Here is a 17,822-nt window from a genome sequence, read left to right on the forward strand (position 1 = left end):
GATGATCAACGAGGCGGTCCGCAACAACGCCGAGTGGTGCGACCTGATGTGCCGCACGCACGGAATCCCCGGCACGTTCACCGACCTGGCCTGGACGAACCCCACCAGGACCCCGCCCCTCTACCCCGACGCCGTCACCCTCTCCCCGGCGGCGAGCGCGGCGGACGTGCTGGACCGCATCGACCCGGGCTCCGGCGCCTCGGTCAAGGACAGCTTCGCCACACTCGACCTGCCGGGCTTCGACGTGCTGTTCGAGGCGACCTGGATCCACCACCCCGCCCCCGGCGGAACCCCGCGACCGGCGGCGACCGGCGACCCGATCGCCTGGGAGGTCGTCGAGGACGCGGCCACGCTGCGCGAGTGGGAGGAGGCGTGCTTCTCCGGAGGCGTACGGGACCTGTTCCTGCCGGGACTGCTCGGCGCGGCCAGCCCGCTGTGCGGCCGGATCGAGGGCGACATCGTGTGCGGCGCGATGCTCAACGCGAGCGGCCGGGTCGTCGGCGTCTCCAACGTCTACGCCTCGGGCTGCGACATCGACGCCGCGTGGTCCGGCACTGTGGCCCTGGCGGCCGAGCTGTTCCCCGGCCGCCCGCTGGTGGGCTACGAGTCGGACCCCGAACCGGCCACGAAGCAGGGCTTCACCCCGATCGGCCCGCTGCGGATCTGGCTCCGCCCCTGAGGCGTGGCCCGGGTGGCGGCCGAGATCGTCCAGAGGCTCGCCACGAAGTGTGAAAACCTGCACACTCTAGTCATGTTGTGGGCAGGCAGGTCCGCTGTGGAGATCGCGACGGCCGTCCGGCAGGGCGAGGTCAGCGCCGTGACCGTGGTGGAGGAGCACCTTCACGCCATCTCGGAGCGGGATCCCAGGGTGGGGGCGTTCCGGCTGGTCAGGGAGCAGGCCGTGGACGAGGCGCACGCCGTGCAGAAGCGGCGCGACCTCGCTGAGCTGCCGCTGGCCGGGGTGCCCGTGGCGGTGAAGGACAACCTGGAGGTCGCGGGCGAGGCCACCCGCGGCGGCTCGGCCGCCACGGCGACCACGCCCGCCCGGGAGGACCACGAGACGGTGGCGCGGCTGCGCGCGGCCGGCGCGGTGGTCGTCGGCCTGACCAACCTGCCCGAGCTGGGGCTCGTCGCGTTCGGCGACAGCCCGTACGGCATCGTCCGCAACCCCTGGAACCTGACCCGCACGCCCGGCGGCTCGTCGGCCGGCAGCGCCGCGGCCGTGGCGGCGGGCATGGTGCCGCTCGCGCTGGGCAACGACGGCATGGGCTCGTTGCGCATCCCGGCGGCCTGCTGCGGCGTGCTGGCCATCAAACCGGGCACCGGCCTGGTCCCCGCCCCGACCGACGACTGGGACCGGCTGATCGAGAACGGTCCCCTGGCCACGACCGCGCCCGACCTGTCGCTGGCGCTGTCCGTACTGGCCGGGGACCCGGCGCTGGCGGAGGCGTGGCGGAGCGGCCGGCGGGTCGAGCCGCGCCCGACCATGCTGCGCTCGGTCTGGGCGGACGACGACGAGGTGTGGGAGCCGCAGCCGCCGCCCGACAGCCCGGAGCCGTTCGACCTGCGGGTGGCCTACGCACCCCAGCCGCTGCCCGCGGGCATGCCGATGGACAGGGAGTTCCGGGCCGCGGTGCGCGCGGCGGCGGAGACGCTGCGGGTGGCCGGTCACACGATCGTCGAGCACGGCCGCAGGCTGCCCGCCTGGCTCGGTCCCGCCACGGTCGCCGCCTGGCTCGTCCAGGCCGCGACCTCGGTCCGCGGCCTGGACCCTGGCCGGCTCGAACGCCGCTCCCGGGGGCTCGCCCGCGTGGGCAAGGTGCTCGGCGCTCTCAAGCTGAGCGGCGTGCGCGGCCGGGAACGCTGGCGGGCCTACGGCGCCGACCAGTGGTTCGGCGACGCCGACGCGCTGATCACGCCCGCCCTCGCGGCCGTCCCGCCCAGGGCCGAGCGCTGGGGCGAGCGCGGCTTCCTGCGCAACTCCCTGACCAACATCCGGTACGCCCCCGCCACCGGCGCCTGGAACATGTGCGGCTGGCCCGCGATCACCGTCCCCATCGCCACGCACTCCAGCGCGCTGCCCATCGGCGTGCAGCTCATCGCCCCGCCCGGCGGCGAACCCCACCTGCTGGGCCTGGCCGCCCAGCTCCAGCGCGCCCATCCGCCGCTGCGCCCTCCCGGCTTCGCGTTCTGAGCCTGCACCTGGCAGGTGTACCTCCGGCAGGGCGCTGGCTGCCGACGGGGCCGTGCCCGAGCCTGGCCCGTATGACCTCTGCCCCCACGACCAGGGAAAGCCTGGGAACCCGCGGCTGGCTGGTGCTCATCACGCTGTGCGGCGCCACCTTCATGACGGGTCTCGACTACTCGATCATCACGGTCGCCCTGCCCGAGATCGGCCGCGAGCTGGCCTTCGCCACGCGGGGTGACCTGCAGTGGGTGGTGACCGCCTGTCTGCTGCCGACGGCCGCGCTGATGCCGCTGTTCGGGCGGATGTCGGACGTGGTGGGGCGGCGCAGGCTGTTCGCGCTCGGCGTGACGGCGTTCACCGCGTTCTCCCTGCTGGCGGCGCTGGCCCCGGTGCCCGCGGTGCTGGTCGGGGCCAGGGCCGGGCAGGGGGTGGCGGCGGCCATGATCGGCCCGACCGCGCTGGCCCTGATGACCACGGTCTTTCCCGAGGGTCCCCGGCGCACCAGGGCCCTGGGGGTGAACGGCGCGCTGCTGTCGCTGGGTTTCGTGGCCGGCACCATCGGCGGGGGCGTCGTCACCAGCGGGCTGAGCTGGCGCTGGACGATGCTCATCCTGGCTTTCATCGGCGTGGTGGTGCTGGTGGGGCTGTTCACGGTGGTCCCGGCCGCCGGCCACCGGGCCGCCGCCAGGCTGGACGTGCCCGGTGCGGTGCTGGCCGCCGCGGGGCTGTTCGCCCTGGTCTACGGCGTCTCCACGCTGAGCTGGGCGAGCGCGGTGGCGGCCGGGCTGCTGCTCGGCGCGTTCCTGGCGGTCGAGGCCAGGCACCGTGCCCCGCTGGTGCCGCCGCGGTTGCTGCGCCTGCCCACCGTGCGGTGGGGCATGGTCACGGCGCTGGTCACGTTCGCGATGTGCGGCGGGGCGACCGTGCTGCTGAGCGTCTACATGCAGGAGGTGCTCGGCTGGTCGGCGCTGGAGACGGGGCTCGGGTTCCTCGGCGAGGGCGTGGCGGCCCTGGTCGCGGGCGGCCTGGCGGCCCGGCTGATCGACGCGCGCGGCACCCGCGCGACCATCGCCGTGGGCCTGACCGTCCAGGCGGCCGGTACGGCGGCGATGGCGCTGCTGCCCGCCGCCGGCGGGCTCGGCGTGCTTCTGGCCACCTCGGCGGCGATGGGCTTCGGTCACGTGCTGACCGTGGTGGCGGCCGTCACCACGATCACGTCCGGGCTCGACCCGGCCGACCAGGGGGTGGCGGGTGGTCTGGCGCAGTTGCCGACGTTCGTGGGGGCGATCGGGGTGGCCGGGCTGACGGCGATCGTGTCGGCGCACGCCGACCTGCTGAGCGGGCTGCGTACGGCGTTCGTGGTGGCGGGCGCGGTGGTCCTACTGGGCGTGGTCCTGCCACTGCGCCTGCGTCAGCCGGTCCAGCAGCCCGGCTGACCCGGGCTCCGGCTGGAACAGCACCACGCCCTGCCCCTCGTCGTCCGGCGTGCGCAGCAGCTCGGAGGTGAGCGTGAGAACGCCCAGCTCGGGATGCCGGTAGCCGCGCGAGATGGAGGCGCAGTTGCTCACCGGATGCTCCGCCCACATGGCCCGGAACTCCGCGCTGCCCGCCCGCAGCTCGTCGATCAGCTCGCGCAGTCCCCGGTCGCCGGGGAACCTGCCGAGCGACACCTGCAAGTAGGCGATGTCGTCCCTGGCCTTCTGCTCCCAGTCGACGTAGAGGTCGCGGGACCGGGGGTCGAGGAAGTCCATACGGGCGAAGTTCGGACGCGGCTCGCGGTCCGGCGCGTCGAAGTCCAGGTGCGGCGTGAACAGGGCGTGCGCCGGCCGGTTCCAGGCCAGCACGTCGGCCCGGCGCCCGACCGCCCAGGCGGGCACGCCGGTGTACGACTCCACCATGCGCCTGATGCCCGGCCGGAGCAGCTCGGGCCCCGGCTCGCCGGGGCGACCGGCGGCGCGGGCCAGGCGGTGCAGGTGGGCCCGCTCGTCGCCGTCCAGCCGCAGCACCCTGGCCAGGGAGTCGAGCACTTCGGCGGACACGTTGGGGCCCTGGCCCTGCTCAAGCCGGGTGTAGTAGCCGACGCTCAGGCCCGCCAGCGGGGCCAGCTCCTCGCGCCGCAACCCGGCCACCCGCCGGTGCCGTACGCCGGGGCTGAGACCCACGTCCTCCGGTTGGAGCCGCGCCCGCCTGGAACGCAGGAACTCACCCAGGCTCATAACCATTCCTTCTAGCTCTCAGAAGTATCATCTCTTTGACTTATGGAGGGACCGGCCGACACCCTGAACAGGTGCTACCAACACTGGACAGAACCCACCCTGATTACAACGCCGAACGTAGGGGTTTCCAGCTCCTGGACCCGTACGAGCCTGATCTGATCGTCCCCGCCGCCACCGCCGACGACGTGCGCCGGGCCGTGGCCCACGCCGCCGACGCAGGGCTGTCCGTCGCCGTCCAGGCCACCGGCCACGGCCTGCCCCGCACCACGCCCGGCGGCCTGCTCATCACCACCGGCAGGATGAACGGCGTCACCATCGACCCCGCCGCCGCCACCGCCAGGGTCGAGGCCGGCGTGCGCTGGGAGCAGGTCATCGAGGCGGCGGCCCGCCACGGCCTGGCCCCGCTGTCCGGCTCCTCCCCGGACGTCGGGGCGGTCTCCTACACCCTCGGCGGCGGCATCGGCCTGCTGGCCAGGCTGTACGGCTACGCCGCCGACCAGGTCAGGGCCATCGACGTGGTCACCGCCGACGCCCGGCTCCGCCACGTCACCCCGGAGAGCGACCCCGACCTGTACTGGGCACTGGTCGGCGGGCGGGGCGGCTTCGGCGTGGTGACCGCCCTGGAGATCGGTCTCGTCCCGGTCGAGCGCCTGTACGGCGGCGCCCTCCACTTCGCAGCCGACCTCGTGCCGGCCGCCCTGCGCACCTGGGCGGACTGGACGGCCGCGCTACCGGACGAGATGACGTCGTCCATCGCGATCATTCCGTTCCCCGACCTGCCGCAGGTGCCCGCCCCGCTGCGGGGCCGCAAGGTCGCCCACATCCGCATCGCGTACGCGGGCGATCCGGAGGAGGGCGCCGACCTGGTACGCCCGCTGCGCGCGATCGGCCCCCGGCTGGAGGACACAGTAGGTGAGATGCCCTACACCGCCTCGGGCGCCATCCACGACGACCCGAAGGGCCCGGCCGGCTACTTCGCCACGCACTCCCTGCTGCGCGAGCTGCCACCGGCGGCCCTTGACGTGCTGCTCGGCGCGGACAGCGTGGTCGAGGTCCGCCACCTCGGCGGCGCGCTGGCGAAGCCGCGGTCGCACCCCAACTCGGTGGGCAACCGGGACGCGCTCTACTTCGCGGGCCTGCTGACCCCCGGCCTCACGCCCGGCGCCGACACGCGGCACCTGCGCCTCGCACACGACGGGGTCAGGCAGGCGCTGACGCCGTGGGCCACCGGCGGCCGGGTGCTCAACTTCCTGTACGGCGAGAACGCCACTCCGGAGGAGGTGCGCAGGGCCTACGACCCGGCCGACCGCGAGCGCCTGACCACGCTCAAGGCCCGCTGGGACCCCAGTCACCTCTTCCGCCACGGCCTCCCGCCCGCCTGAGCCCCCGGACCGCGCCTACCGCGGGCGGGTGGCGGGAGGCAGACGGCGGGCGGGCGGCGGGCGGTCGGCGAGCAGACGGCGAGCAGACGGCGGGCGGGCGGCGGGCGGGCAGACGGCAGGGCGCCGACAGACCTCGGGCAGGCTGCCGGCACGCCGGTCGCCCGGGACGCTCAGATGCCGACCGGGTGCCAGACCGTCTTGGTCTCCAGGAAGCGGGTCATCCGGCCGGTCCCCGGGTCGGCCGTCCAGTCCTCCGCGACCGGCCGCAGCACCCGCTTGAGGTTTTCGGCGGCCTCCTGCTCGCACCGCAGCGCCAGCTCCTCGTCCCCGACCCCGGTCAGGTCGAGCCCGTTGACGTCCATGTGCGCCGCCAGCCAGGGCGCCAGCTCGGCCTGCCGCCCGGTGAGCACGTTGACCACACCGCCGGGCAGGTCGGAGGTCGCCAGCACCTCGGCCAGCGTGATCGCGGCCAGCGGCGCCGGCTCGGAGGCGACCACGACGCAGGTGTTGCCGGTGACGATCACCGGCGCGACCACGGACACCAGCCCGAGCAGCGGATCGGCGGGCGCCACCACGGCCACCACACCGGTCGGCTCGGGCGAGGACAGGTTGAAGTACGGCCCCGCCACCGGATTGGCCGCCCCGTGCACGGCCGCGATCTTGTCCGACCACCCCGCGTACCAGACCAGCCGGTCGACCGTGGCGTCCACCTGCTCCAGCGCGGCCCGCTTGCCCCCGCCGAGCTCCTCGGCGAACTGGGCCCGCCGGCCTTCCAGCATCTCGGCGACCCGGTAGATCACCTGCCCCCGGTTGTAGGGGGTGGCGCCCGACCAGCCGGGGAACGCCTTGCGCGCGGCCACCACGGCGTCCCTGGCGTCCTTGCGCGACGCCCGCGACGCGTTGGCCAGGAAATCGCCCTTGGGCGAGGTCACGGGGTAGGACCTCCCGCTCTCGGAGCGCGGGAACGCCCCGCCGATGTACAGCTTGTAGGTCTTTCTGACGGACAACCTACTCATCGCCCCGCCCTCTCCACATGGACTCCTGCGTCATCTCCACCGGCACGAAGACCTGCCCGCACCGGCTCACGCCGCAGCGGTGGGCGTACCACCCCTTGCGGACGGGACGTCCGGCCCGGGCGAAGGCGTGCCCGCGGGTGGCCTGCGCCCGCCGTTTGCGGCGGCGGGTCCTGCGATGGTCACACATCGAGGTACGCCTCCAGCCCATGGAGCCCGCCTTCACGGCCGTAGCCGGACTCCTTGTAGCCGCCGAACGGTGAGGCGGGGTCGAACTTGTTGAACGTGTTGGCCCACACCACCCCGGCACGCAGCCTGTCGGCCATCCACAGGATGCGCGAGCCCTTCTCGGTCCAGATCCCGGCCGACAGCCCGTACGGGGTGTTGTTGGCCTTCTCCACCGCCTCGGCCGGGGTGCGGAAGGTCAGCACCGACAGCACCGGCCCGAAGATCTCCTCCGTGGCGATCCGGTGCGACTGCGCCACCTGCGTGAACACCGTCGGCGGGAACCAGAAGCCCTTGCTCGGCAGCTCGCACTCCGGGGACCAGCGCCGCGCGCCCTCGCTCTCGCCGAGGTCGGACAGCTCGCGGATCTTCGCCAGCTGCGCGGCGGAGTTGATCGCGCCGATGTCGGTGTTCTTGTCCAGCGGGTCGCCGAGCCGCAGGGTGGTCAGGCGCCGCTTGAGCGCGTCGAGCAGCTCCTCCTGGACCGACTCCTGCACCAGCAGCCGGGAGCCGGCGCAGCACACGTGGCCCTGGTTGAAGAAGATGCCATTGACGATGCCCTCCACCGCCTGGTCGATGGCGGCGTCGTCGAAGACGATGTTGGCCGCCTTGCCGCCCAGCTCCAGGGTGAGCTTTTTGCCGGTGCCCGCCACCGTCCTGGCGATGAGCCGGCCGACCTCGGTGGAGCCGGTGAAGGCCACCTTGTTCACGTCGGGGTGGGCCACCACCGCCGCGCCGGTCTCGCCCGCGCCCGTCACGATGTTGACCACCCCGGCCGGCAGGTCGGCCTGGCGGCAGATGTCGGCGAACAGCAGCGCCGTCAGCGGCGTGGTCTCGGCCGGCTTGAGCACCACCGTGTTGCCGCAGGCCAGCGCCGGGGCGATCTTCCAGGCCAGCATCAGCAGCGGGAAGTTCCAGGGGATCACCTGCCCCGCCACGCCCAGCGGCCTGGTCCCGAACCCGGCATGGGCCAGCTTGTCGGCCCAGCCCGCGTAGTAGAAGAAGTGCGCCGCCACCAGCGGCACGTCCACGTCGCGCGCCTCCCGGATCGGCTTGCCGTTGTCCAGCGACTCCAGCACGGCCAGCTCGCGGGAGCGCTCCTGGATGATCCGCGCGATCCGGAACAGGTATTTCGCCCGCTCCGCCCCCGGCAGGCCGCTCCACCCGCCGAACGCCTTGCGCGCGGCCCGCACGGCGCGGTCCACGTCGTCGGCGGTGGCGGTGGCGACCTCGGCGAGGGTCTCCTCGGTCGCCGGGTTGATCGTCTTGAACGCCGGCCCCGAGCCGTCCACGAACTCACCGTCGATGAACAGCCCGTACGACGGCTGGAGGTCGACGACGTCACGGGACTCGGGCGCGGGCGCGTACTCGAAGATCGCCATCATCAGTCCAGGGTGAAGTGGTCGGGACCGGCGTAACGGCCGGTGGCCAGCTTTTCTCGCTGCATCAGCAGGTCGTTGAGCAGCGAGGACGCGCCCAGCCTGAACCACTCGGGGGTCAGCCAGTCGTCACCCGCGGTCTCGTTGACCAGCACCAGGTTCTTGATCGCATCCTTGGTCGTACGGATGCCGCCCGCGGGCTTGACCCCCACCTGGCGTCCGGTGGCGGCGCGGAAGTCGCGCACCGCCTCCAGCATGATCAGGGTCACCGAGGGTGTGGCCGCGGGGGACACCTTCCCGGTCGAGGTCTTGATGAAGTCGGCGCCCGCCAGCATCGCCAGCCACGACGCGCGGCGCACGTTGTCGTAGGTGGCCAGCTCGCCCGTCTCCAGGATCACCTTGAGATGGGCGTCCCCGCAGGCCGCCTTCACCGCGACGATCTCCTCGAACACCTTCATGTAACGGCCCGACAGGAACGCACCTCGATCGATCACCATGTCGATCTCGTCCGCCCCGGCGGCCACCGCCATACCGGTCTCGCTCACCTTGATCTCCGGCGAGGTCCGGCCGCTCGGGAACGCGGTCGCCACCGAGGCCACCCGCACGCCGGAGCCCTTGAGCGCCTCGACGGCCACCGCGACCAGGTCGGGGTAGACGCACACGGCCGCCACCCGCGGCGCGTCACCCCCGGGCCGCATGGCCTTGGCGCACATGGCCCGCACCTTGCCCGCCGTGTCGGCTCCTTCGAGGGTCGTGAGGTCCACCATCGAGATGGCCAGGTCGATCGCCGCCGCCTTGGCCGTCGTCTTGATCGAACGGGTGCCCAGCACCGCCGCCCGCTGGTCCGCGCCCACCCTGTCGACTCCGGGCAGGCCATGCAGGAATGCTCGCAACGCCGCGTCGGACGAGGCGACGTCCGCGAGCGAGCTCGTCACAGTTGACACCACCACAGCATCGCCGACCAGGGTCTCTACCTCCAAACCGGGCGCCTTAGGGCGGTCCCGACCAGGGTCTCCACCTCCGTACGGGCACCTTAGGGCGGCCATGACCGGCCCTAGGTATGCGCGGTAAGCATCCGGAGCGCGGAGATAAGGCATCCACCCGATGTGCCGGGCAGGGCCTTAGCACGATTCTTGAGGATGTCAGGAAAAGTACGAAGTGTCAGGAGACACCATGAACCCCGAGATCGAGTTCGAGCTCATGAAGAACCACGCCAACGAGCTGCGCCGGGCCGCCGCCGAGCACCGCCGCGTACGCGAGGCCGAGCGGCACAACAAGTCCGAGCGCCGCTCGCTCTTCGGCAAGCGCCGTTCCTCATGATCACCCGAAAAGTGCCCGGCCACATCCTCGCTCGTGGCCGGGCCCCTGTACCTCCCTGACCCGGGCCGTACGCCGTAATTGCGTCGAAAGCAATCGTTGGGGCATGACATGCTGGATGACATGCGGGGACGTCCTGTCAGTCCTGTTTTCGTAGGGCGCGAAGAGGAGCTGGCAGCTCTGTCCGAAAGCTTCGACGTGGCCAGAAGGGGACTGGCCACGGCCGTCCTGCTCGGCGGGGAGGCCGGAGTCGGCAAGACCCGGCTTGTCCAGAGGTTCGCCGAGCGCTGCGCCGCGGGGGGCGCGCAGGTGCTCTACGGCGGCTGCGTCGAGTTGTCCACCGAGGGTCTGGCCTACGCCCCGTTCACCGCCGCCCTCCGGCAGCTCGTCAGGGAGCAGGGCACGGCCGCGGTGGCCGCGCTGCTGCCGGAAGGCGCCGAGCGCGACCTGGCCCGGCTGCTCCCCGAGTTCGGCGAGCCCAACAGCGACGGCGAGACCGACACCGGGCGGGCCCGCCTCTTCGAGCAGTTCCTCACGCTCCTCGAACGCCTCGCCGACGGCAACCCCACGGTCCTCGTCATCGAGGACATCCACTGGGCCGACAGGTCCAGCCGCGACCTGATCGCCTTCCTCAGCCGCAACCTGCACGCCCCGCAGGTGCTGATCGTCATGACCTACCGCTCCGACGACCTGCACCGCCAGCACCCGCTCCGGCCGGTGCTGGCCGAGCTGGGCCGGGTCAACGGCGTGCACCGGCTCGACCTGCCCCGACTGTCCAGGGACGAGGTCGCCCAGCAGATGACCGGGATCCTCGGCGTCGTCCCCGAGTACAGCAAGGTCCAGAAGGTCTACGAGCGCAGCGAGGGCATCCCGCTGTTCGTGGAGGCCATGCTGGAGGGCGGCGAGGACTGCACGTTCCCCGAGTCCATGCAGGACCTGATACTCAACTCCGTCGAGCGGCTGCCCGAGGAGACCCAGCGCGTGCTGCGGGTCGCGGCGGCCGGCGGCACCCGGGTCAGCCACGCCCTGCTGGCCGCCGTGAGCGGCCTGTCCGAGATGGAGCTGGAGACCGCGCTGCGCCCGGCCATCGCCCGCAACGTGCTCCAGATCGCCGACAACCGCGCCTACGTCTTCCGGCACTCCCTGATCCGCGAGGCCGTGCACGACGAGCTGCTGCCGGGCGAGCACCAGCGGCTGCACGCCAGATACGCCGAGGAGATCTCCAAGAACCGCAGGCTCGTCCCGCCCGGCCGCGCCGCCGTCGAGCTGGCCCACCACTGGTACGGCGCCCGCGACGACCACTGGGCGCTGATCTCCGCGTGGGAGGCGGCCCAGAAGTCGTTCAAGGCGTTCGCCTACACCGAGGCCATCCCGCTGCTCGAACGAGTGCTCATGCTCTGGGACCGGGTGCCGCACGCCGACGAGCTCATCCACGCCGACCACACCGCCGTGCTCGAACGCGCCTCGGAGGCCGCGAACGCCGTCGGCGACACCGACAAGGGCATCCGATTCGTCAAGGCCGCCCTGTCCCAGCTGGACGAGACGCAGGAGCCGGAGCGGGTGGCGCACCTCATCGCGCGCCGGGCCTCGTTCAAGACCTCCAAGGGCCAGCCCGGCGTCATCGACGACCTCCGGCACGCGCTCCGGCTCGTCCCCGAGGACAGCCTCGAATGGGCCGAGGTGGCCGCGTCGCTGAGCCGCCACATCATGATGATGGGCGAGACCGGGGAGGCGAGCGAGCTCATCGCCGAGGCGCTGCGCCTGGTCAGGGCGCACGGCGACCGGTGCCTGGAGTCCGACCTGCTGATGAACCTGGCGCTCGGCCACTCCCTCAACGGCGAGCTGGAGTCCACGATCGCGGTCAACGAGGAGGCCCTTGAAATCGGCTTCGCCGAGGACTCGGGCCGCCTGATCACCAGGGCGGTCGGCAACAACATCGACGCGCTGCTCGACATGGGCCGCGACGAGGAGGCCCTGCGGCTGGCCGAGCACGGCTGGGAGCTGGCCAAGCAGTACGGCCGGCTCCGCGGCAGCGGCCTGTTCATCAAGAACAACTGGGCCGAGTCGCTGGAGGCGCTCGGCCGCTGGGACGAGGCCATCGAGATCGTCGAGAGCGCGCTCAGCCACGGACCGGTCCTGCGCACCCGGTACACGCTGCTGCGGCTCCGCGCCGACATCGCCCTGGCCAGGGGCGAGGCGCAGCTGGTCGAGGGCATCCTGTCAGAGATCGGGGTGTTCAAGGACCGCCCGGAGGAGTGGGTCCAGGACATCACCAGCAACGCCCGCCTGCGCATCGGCTGGCACCTGCTCAGAGGCGAGCCGGGCGAGGCGCTGGGCGTGGCCGAGCGGGTCCTCGCACGCCCCCGGCAGTCGAGCAAGGCCATGCTCGGGTGGCGGCTGCTCGCCCTGCTCAGGGTCGTCTGCGACAGCGCCGAGGCCACCGAGCCCGAACGCGCCGCCGCGGTACGCAAGCACGCCGCCGAGGTGGCCGCCGAGTTGTCGGTGATCGGGCCGGTCGTGGAGGCGTACCGGCTGTCGTACATGGGGGACTTCGACGCCGCGGCGGCGGCCTGGGAGCGGCTCAGGCGCCCGCACAACCAGGCCAAGGCGCTGCTGCGGGCGGCGACCCTGGTGGCCCGGGGTGGCGACCGCGAGGGCGCGGCGACCCGGCTGAAGGTGGCGCTCCCGCTGGCCAAAGCGCTGCGCGCGACGCCGCTGATCGACGAGATCGAGTCGCTGTCGCGCCGGGTGGGCGGCCTGCAGGAGCAGTCGGAGTTGCTCACGCCGCGTGAGATGGAGGTCCTGCGCCTGGTGACGCAGGGGAGGACCAACCGGGACATCGCAGCCGAGCTGTTCATCTCGGCGAAGACGGTGAGCGTGCACGTGTCCAACATCCTGGCCAAACTCGGCGTGACCACCCGCGGCGAGGCCGCCGCGGCGGCCCACCGGCTGTCGCTGCTGTCCCCGTGATCCGTTCGGGCTAGAGCAGCGCTTCGGCCAGGAGGATCACGCCGAAGATCGCGAACGCCGCGGCGGCACCGTACTTGATGGCCTTCTCCGGCAGGTGCTTGCCCATCAGCCGCCCCACCAGGATCGCCAGCGCGTCCGCGGCCACCATGCCCACCGTCGAGCCGATCCAGGTGCCGAGCCAGCCGTGCTGCGTGGCCAGCGTGATGGTGGCCAGCATGGTCTTGTCGCCCAGCTCGCTCAGGAAGAACGCCACGGTCACGGCGAACAGCACGTTGGCGGTCGCGCGCTGGGCCTTGCGGGACTCGTCCTCGCTCAGCTCGTCCCCGCGCAGCGTCCACACGGCGAAGGCGAGGAAGGCCAGCCCGGCCACCACCGAGATGGCCGTCGTCGGCAACGCGTCCCCGATCACCCCGCCCACGGCGACGCTGACCAGATGCACGACGGTCGTGGCGATCGTGATGCCCAGCAGCACCGGCCAGGTCTTGAAACGGGTGGCGAACGTCAACGCCATGAGCTGGCTCTTGTCACCGAGCTCGGCCACGAAGATGACGGCGAGACTGATCCAGAACGCTTCCAAGGCTCCTCTTCCGCGCGGCCGAACCGGAAGCGAGGAACCCGGGGAGATTTTTCGGGCACGGCTTCGGCCCGGCAGCGTCTTGTCCATGACTGCCAGGCCGAAGGTCTCGTCCGCCCTGTGAGGCCCGCGTGACCGGGCGCGATGAAGCGCCAGTATGTCGATCACACGATTGGGACTACTCCCCTTCGGTAATTCCGAATCACCATAACAGCTCTGATCGGGCGCCTATTCCGTCAGGGAGCAGCCGATCAGCACCGGTTCGTTGACCAGCGTGACCCCGAACTTCTCGCGCACGCCGTCCCTGACCTCCCTGGCCAGCGCCAGCAGGTCGGCCGTGGTGGCGGCGCCCGTGGGATTCGTCAGCGCCAGGGTGTGCTTGGTGGAAATGCGTACGGGCCCGCGCTCATATCCCTTCGGGAAGCCGGCCTGCTCGATCAGCCAGGCGGCGGGCACCTTGATCAACCCGTCCGGCAGGTCCCACCGCGGATGCCCCGGCGCCCGCACCTCCAGGTCCTCGGCCTCGGCGGGCGAGAGCACCGGGTTGGTGAAGAACGATCCGGCGCTGCGCGTGTCCGGATCGTCGGGGTCGAGCACCATGCCCTTGCCCCGCCGGAGCCCCAGAACGGCCTCTCGCGCCCGTTCGAGCGGCACCCGGCCGCCGACCTCGGTCCGCAGCCTCCTGGCCAGCTCCTCGTAGGCTACGGGGCCGGACATCTCCGAAATATCCAGCGCGTACGTGACCGCCAGCACCACGTGCCGCGACAGATCCCGCTTGAAGACGCTGTCCCGGTAGGAGAACCCGCACTGCCGCGCCTCCATGTCGACCACCTGCCGGGTCAGCCGGTCGTAGGCCCGCACGCAGAAGACGGTCTGGGCCACCTCCTGGCCGTAGGCGCCGACGTTCTGGATGGGCGTCGAGCCCACCAATCCGGGAATGCCGGACATGCACTCGATGCCCGACCACCCTTCGGCCACCGCGCGGGCGACCAGCGGGTCCCAGTCCTCGCCCGCCTCGACGGTGACCAGCACGTGATCGCCGTCGCGCGTCACGGACACGCCCTGGGTGGCGACCTTGACGACCAGCCCGTCGAAGCCCTCGTCGGACACCACGACGTTGCTGCCCCCGCCGAGCACCAGCGTGGGCACGGCGTTCCGGTCGGCCTCGGCTATCAGCGAGACGAGCTGCTCCGCGGTGGTCGCTTCGGCGAAATCGCGGGCGGGCCCGCCCAGGCGCAACGTGGTGTACGGCGCGAGCATCTCCATGAGCAACTAGCTTATGAGGCTCATCCGGTTCGCAGCATCCGCAGCACGGCGTCGTAGTTGCGTTGTCCCTCGCGCCGGCCGTAGTCGGGGGCGATGTCATGCGGGCCCAGCCGCTGCACCGGCAGCCGCTCGGCGGGCACCACCAGCTCGCCGGACAGGCCGAGCGAGAGCTCCAGATCGGCGTTGCGGCCGTAGTTCGCCTGCTCCGGCAACGCGCCGATCGCCGCCGACCTGCGCACCGCCATGAGGTCCCCGGTCAAGGCGTTCACCCTGCCGGGCGCCGCGTCCTGCCACTGCTCGCCGCCGTCCAGCAGCTCGACGCCTCGCCAGCCGGCCGCCACCGCGCCCTCCACGACGGCCGCCACCAGCGGTGTCAGCGCGTCCCCGCAGAGCATGAGGGAGGTCTCCATCAGCACGTGCACCTCGGCCTCGTCCAGCCGCAGCAGCTTGGCCCGGCACTCGCCCCAGGTCGCCGTGCCGCCGCGCCAGTGCGGCTGCTCGGCGACGTGCCACACCGCCACGCGCTCCGGATACCGCTCGGCCAGTCCGCGCAGCACGTCACCGGCGCCGTCGACGTTCCCCAGGTCGAGGGCCAGCACCCGGGCGCTCGTGTGGTCCAGCAGGGACTGCACGCACTTCTCCACGTCCGCGGGCCACCCGTCGACCAGCAGGCTGACGCTGGTGGTGACGTCCTTGACCTCCAGGCGCCGGCGTTCGTAGGTGACGCCCAGTTCGTCGAGGCGGTTGGTGGCCAGCGTGCCGTCCCAGGTGACCTGGGCGTGCAACATGACGTCGCCCGGGTCGCCGTGCTGTCCGGGGTCCCCGGAGAAGCCGAGCTCGGCGGCGGGGTTGATGCGAGCATGCGTACCGGCCGGCTCGGTCCCCTGAGCGCCCTCCGGCCGCGTCTCCCGGGTGTGCGCGGCCGATGGCTTCGCCCCGGCGGTCCCCACTCCGGTGGCCGCCCCCGCTCTCCTGGGCGCCGCCCCGCCCGTCGTGTCACGCCCGGTGCCGAGGCCCGCGGCCACCTGCTCGATCCGTGCGGGTCGCAGGTGCGCGGCAGGTTTGTGGTCCGTCACAGCGCTGACGGGGATCGACCGGACAGTGGGCCAGACTTGTCGCGCGACATCACTCATAGGAAGACGCAGTACCCGAGACGCGCCCGACATATCACACCATTTCAGACGCCCAGCACGCCCCCCGCCCCCGCTCAGCGCGCAGCCCTTCGACCCGGCTCAGCCCCGACCCGGCGCAACCCGTCTCAGACGAGCTGAACCACGGCGCGGGCCTTGGACAGCACCTGCGCGTCGCCTGAGCTGGCGGTGAGCCCGATGACCACCCGCCCGCCTTCCAGCTTCTCCTCCACCACCCCGCTGACGGAGATCGTGGCCCCCTGGTCGTCATCGGGAACGACCACCATCGACGAGAACCGCACCCCGAAGTCCACCACGGCGCCGGGATCCCCCGCCCAGTCGGTGACGAACCGACCGGCCTGCGCCATCGTGTACATCCCATGCGCGATCACGTCGGGCAGCCCGACCATCTTGGCGAACCGCTCGTTCCAGTGGATCTGGTTGAAGTCGCCGGAGGCCCCCGCGTACATCACCAGGTTGACCCGGCGCACGACGTAGTCCACCGCCGGGATCTCCTGCCCGACCTCCACCTGGTCGTACTTCACCGTGGCCGCCATCTCAGCCCGCCCCTCCACGCTCGACGATCGTGTTGTAGGTGACGCAGACCGGCTCGCCCTGAACGGTGGACACGTCGCTCCTGACCGTCAGCAGCTCGTTGCGCCCGGCGGTCCTGATGTCGGTGATCGTGCTCGTCATGACGAGCTCGTCGCCGGCGTGGACGGGCCGCACGTACTCGAAGCGCTGCTCGCCGTGGACGACCATGGCGAAGTTCAGTCCCAGCTCGGGATCCATCAGCGCCTCGCCCCCGCTCTGCAGGCTGAACACGATGGGGAACGTGGGCGGCGCTATCACGTCGGGATATCCGGCGGCCTGGGCGGCGTCCTTGTCACGGTAGAGGGGGTTGCCGTCGCCGATCGCGGCCGCGAATTCCCGGATCTTCACCCGGCTGACCTCGTACGGGGCGCTGGGCGGATAGGTCTTGCCGATGAAGTCGCGATTCAAGGCCATCAGTGCTCCCTCGCATGTCTCTCAACAAGCGCTGCCGAGCGTGACGCTAACAGAACAAGGTTCGGCTGTCCCCGCCCCTGCCGCTATTTTTGCCCCACCCGACCCCGACCCACCTCCATCGCGTACGGCGGAGCCAAGCCGGCCGCCACCCACCGACCGTGGCTGATGGCCTCCAGGAACACGCCCGCTGACCGCCACGTGGTCCCCGCCGTTACGCACGCCCACTTGACCGTCCGAGCGGCTCCCCGACCCCCTCCGAGCATCCGAGCAGCGGTGCGCCCGCGTGCTCAAGCCCCGGGCCGAGCAGTCCACGGGCACGCCGAAAGGGAGCGTGGGCGTGCATTAGGGGTCCATGGAACACGACAAACCGGCGCCCTGCGAGGGGACGCCGGTTGTGCGGTATGCAGGAGGTCCTGAAGGTAAAAGCCCCGCCCGGAGACCGGGCGATGCCGAACTGGCTGACTGCGCAGGCTAGCGAGTCTCGCGGTGCGCGCGGTGGCAGCGGCAGTTGGGGCAGTACTTCTTCAGCTCAAGCCGATCCGGGTCGTTGCGCCGGTTCTTCCGCGTGATGTAGTTGCGGTGCTTGCACTCCTGGCAGGCCAGCGTGATCTTCGGCCTAACGTCGGTGGCAGCCACTTGGGAGTGCCTTTCTACGTTCGGGACATGGACACACCCCTGCCCAGGCCGGACGACCTGGGAATGGGCAGTAGCGGAGGCCGGACTTGAACCGGCGACACAACGATTATGAGCCGTTTGCTCTGCCTGACTGAGCTACTCCGCCTTTGAGCCGGTAACGACCCCGGCCTGTAGAGGATACCCGAAGTGGCGAGCACATCAGTAACTCACCTGATCGGGTTGGGTGCCCCCTAGTATGCCCCAGGACCCCCCGACAACCGAAACCCAACAGCAAAAGCCCCGCCTGCTGTCGGCCCCCAACGGCCACCCAACCGTTGACCCTCCCCTTACCCGGGGAGACCCGCGCCGGACCCCACCAGGGATCTTGTATGAAGGCGCTGGCCAGCGTAGCAGCGCCCGTTCCCGAGCGCGAACCAGCACGTCAACCAACCACCCCACGATCCAGACAACCCCCCAGCCACCACACCCCGCCCCGGCCAACCCCACCCGAAGGACCCGCCCGACCCGGACCCGCCCGA

The 17,822-nt window shown here is 71.7% G+C and carries 17 protein-coding genes and 1 tRNA gene; 6 read left to right on the forward strand and 12 right to left on the reverse strand.

The features are described 5' to 3' along the window. The first annotated feature begins 1 nt into the window (after position 1). The 3 genes from BLS95_RS15140 (at position 2) to BLS95_RS15150 (ending at position 3,624) form a co-directional block, all read left to right on the forward strand. Positions 2 to 679, forward strand: a complete 678-nt coding sequence (locus tag BLS95_RS15140) for a hypothetical protein (protein WP_090931614.1) — start codon at positions 2 to 4, stop codon at positions 677 to 679. A gap of 72 nt (positions 680 to 751) precedes the next feature. After that, positions 752 to 2,194 (forward strand): amidase, encoded by a 1,443-nt coding sequence (locus BLS95_RS15145; RefSeq protein WP_090931615.1) that lies wholly within the window; start codon positions 752 to 754, stop codon positions 2,192 to 2,194. Positions 2,195 to 2,265: 71 nt separating this feature from the next. Continuing rightward, positions 2,266 to 3,624 carry an MFS transporter gene (locus tag BLS95_RS15150; protein WP_090931616.1) on the forward strand — a complete coding sequence of 453 codons (1,359 nt, stop codon included), beginning with the start codon at positions 2,266 to 2,268 and terminating at the stop codon, positions 3,622 to 3,624. On the opposite strand, the gene BLS95_RS15155 is transcribed toward BLS95_RS15150, so the two are convergent. After that, positions 3,568 to 4,404 carry a helix-turn-helix transcriptional regulator gene (locus BLS95_RS15155; RefSeq protein ID WP_176993197.1) on the reverse strand — a complete coding sequence of 279 codons (837 nt, stop codon included), beginning with the start codon at positions 4,402 to 4,404 and terminating at the stop codon, positions 3,568 to 3,570. The two genes, BLS95_RS15150 and BLS95_RS15155, sit on opposite strands and share 57 nt — an antisense overlap. Positions 4,405 to 4,475: 71 nt before the next feature. On the opposite strand from BLS95_RS15155, the gene BLS95_RS15160 reads away from it, so the two are divergent. Beyond that, the gene (locus BLS95_RS15160) at positions 4,476 to 5,786 is read left to right on the forward strand and encodes an FAD-binding oxidoreductase (protein WP_218135770.1); all 1,311 of its coding nucleotides are present in this window, start codon (positions 4,476 to 4,478) and stop codon (positions 5,784 to 5,786) included. A gap of 170 nt (positions 5,787 to 5,956) precedes the next feature. Here the strand turns inward: BLS95_RS15160 and BLS95_RS15165 are convergent, their stop codons facing one another. Genes BLS95_RS15165 through deoC form a run of 4 tightly spaced genes read right to left on the reverse strand, consistent with a single transcriptional unit; the run spans position 5,957 to position 9,338 of the window. Beyond that, the gene (locus BLS95_RS15165) at positions 5,957 to 6,802 is read right to left on the reverse strand and encodes an aldehyde dehydrogenase family protein (protein WP_090931619.1); all 846 of its coding nucleotides are present in this window, start codon (positions 6,800 to 6,802) and stop codon (positions 5,957 to 5,959) included. Next, positions 6,795 to 6,989, reverse strand: a complete 195-nt coding sequence (locus BLS95_RS15170) for a hypothetical protein (RefSeq protein WP_090931620.1) — start codon at positions 6,987 to 6,989, stop codon at positions 6,795 to 6,797. The genes BLS95_RS15165 and BLS95_RS15170 overlap by 8 nt, the downstream gene beginning before the upstream one ends. Next, positions 6,982 to 8,409 (reverse strand): aldehyde dehydrogenase family protein, encoded by a 1,428-nt coding sequence (locus BLS95_RS15175; protein WP_090931621.1) that lies wholly within the window; start codon positions 8,407 to 8,409, stop codon positions 6,982 to 6,984. The genes BLS95_RS15170 and BLS95_RS15175 overlap by 8 nt, the downstream gene beginning before the upstream one ends. Beyond that, entirely contained in the window at positions 8,409 to 9,338 is a 930-nt protein-coding gene (deoC, locus tag BLS95_RS15180) for a deoxyribose-phosphate aldolase (RefSeq protein ID WP_245765063.1), read from the reverse strand. Before deoC ends, BLS95_RS15175 begins: the two co-directional genes overlap by 1 nt. 238 nt (positions 9,339 to 9,576) lie before the next feature. Here deoC and BLS95_RS55670 point away from each other — a divergent pair, with 238 nt between their 5' ends. Next, positions 9,577 to 9,723, forward strand: coding sequence for a hypothetical protein (locus tag BLS95_RS55670; protein ID WP_176993198.1), 147 nt, complete (start codon positions 9,577 to 9,579; stop codon positions 9,721 to 9,723). Between the two features lie 120 nt (positions 9,724 to 9,843). Continuing rightward, the gene (locus tag BLS95_RS59010) at positions 9,844 to 12,690 is read left to right on the forward strand and encodes an ATP-binding protein (RefSeq protein ID WP_281249996.1); all 2,847 of its coding nucleotides are present in this window, start codon (positions 9,844 to 9,846) and stop codon (positions 12,688 to 12,690) included. Positions 12,691 to 12,700: 10 nt separating this feature from the next. Here the strand turns inward: BLS95_RS59010 and BLS95_RS15190 are convergent, their stop codons facing one another. From BLS95_RS15190 to BLS95_RS15220, 7 genes are all read right to left on the reverse strand, one after another. Next, the gene (locus BLS95_RS15190) at positions 12,701 to 13,267 is read right to left on the reverse strand and encodes a TMEM165/GDT1 family protein (protein ID WP_090931624.1); all 567 of its coding nucleotides are present in this window, start codon (positions 13,265 to 13,267) and stop codon (positions 12,701 to 12,703) included. 225 nt (positions 13,268 to 13,492) lie between these two features. Beyond that, positions 13,493 to 14,530, reverse strand: a complete 1,038-nt coding sequence (locus tag BLS95_RS15195; RefSeq protein ID WP_090931625.1) for a UDP-N-acetylmuramate dehydrogenase — start codon at positions 14,528 to 14,530, stop codon at positions 13,493 to 13,495. Positions 14,531 to 14,550: 20 nt separating this feature from the next. Then, the gene (locus BLS95_RS15200) at positions 14,551 to 15,606 is read right to left on the reverse strand and encodes a hypothetical protein (RefSeq protein ID WP_143043709.1); all 1,056 of its coding nucleotides are present in this window, start codon (positions 15,604 to 15,606) and stop codon (positions 14,551 to 14,553) included. Between the two features lie 182 nt (positions 15,607 to 15,788). Beyond that, on the reverse strand, positions 15,789 to 16,217 hold the full coding sequence (locus tag BLS95_RS15205) for a MaoC family dehydratase (protein WP_090931627.1): 429 nt from the start codon (positions 16,215 to 16,217) through the stop codon (positions 15,789 to 15,791). A gap of 1 nt (position 16,218) precedes the next feature. Next, the gene (locus BLS95_RS15210; protein ID WP_090931628.1) at positions 16,219 to 16,668 is read right to left on the reverse strand and encodes a MaoC family dehydratase N-terminal domain-containing protein; all 450 of its coding nucleotides are present in this window, start codon (positions 16,666 to 16,668) and stop codon (positions 16,219 to 16,221) included. 471 nt (positions 16,669 to 17,139) lie between these two features. Beyond that, a complete protein-coding gene (gene rpmG, locus BLS95_RS15215) occupies positions 17,140 to 17,304 on the reverse strand; it encodes a 50S ribosomal protein L33 (RefSeq protein WP_019632658.1) in 165 nt (54 codons plus the stop codon). A 71-nt stretch (positions 17,305 to 17,375) separates the two neighbouring features. After that, positions 17,376 to 17,449: transfer RNA gene (locus BLS95_RS15220), tRNA-Met, on the reverse strand. Positions 17,450 to 17,822 lie beyond the last annotated feature (373 nt).

This window comes from Nonomuraea jiangxiensis, from assembly GCF_900099965.1.
Classification (GTDB): domain Bacteria; phylum Actinomycetota; class Actinomycetes; order Streptosporangiales; family Streptosporangiaceae; genus Nonomuraea; species Nonomuraea jiangxiensis.

Coding starts and splice junctions, on each gene's coding strand:
- BLS95_RS15140 (WP_090931614.1), top strand. CDS start 2: ATGATCAACGAGGCGGTCCGCAACAACGCCGAGTGGTGCGACCTGATG.
- BLS95_RS15145 (WP_090931615.1), top strand. CDS start 752: ATGTTGTGGGCAGGCAGGTCCGCTGTGGAGATCGCGACGGCCGTCCGG.
- BLS95_RS15150 (WP_090931616.1), top strand. CDS start 2,266: ATGACCTCTGCCCCCACGACCAGGGAAAGCCTGGGAACCCGCGGCTGG.
- BLS95_RS15155 (WP_176993197.1), bottom strand. CDS start 4,404: ATGAGCCTGGGTGAGTTCCTGCGTTCCAGGCGGGCGCGGCTCCAACCG.
- BLS95_RS15165 (WP_090931619.1), bottom strand. CDS start 6,802: ATGAGTAGGTTGTCCGTCAGAAAGACCTACAAGCTGTACATCGGCGGG.
- BLS95_RS15170 (WP_090931620.1), bottom strand. CDS start 6,989: ATGTGTGACCATCGCAGGACCCGCCGCCGCAAACGGCGGGCGCAGGCC.
- BLS95_RS15175 (WP_090931621.1), bottom strand. CDS start 8,409: ATGATGGCGATCTTCGAGTACGCGCCCGCGCCCGAGTCCCGTGACGTC.
- BLS95_RS55670 (WP_176993198.1), top strand. CDS start 9,577: ATGAACCCCGAGATCGAGTTCGAGCTCATGAAGAACCACGCCAACGAG.
- BLS95_RS59010 (WP_281249996.1), top strand. CDS start 9,844: ATGCGGGGACGTCCTGTCAGTCCTGTTTTCGTAGGGCGCGAAGAGGAG.
- BLS95_RS15195 (WP_090931625.1), bottom strand. CDS start 14,530: ATGGAGATGCTCGCGCCGTACACCACGTTGCGCCTGGGCGGGCCCGCC.
- BLS95_RS15205 (WP_090931627.1), bottom strand. CDS start 16,217: ATGGCGGCCACGGTGAAGTACGACCAGGTGGAGGTCGGGCAGGAGATC.
- BLS95_RS15210 (WP_090931628.1), bottom strand. CDS start 16,668: ATGGCCTTGAATCGCGACTTCATCGGCAAGACCTATCCGCCCAGCGCC.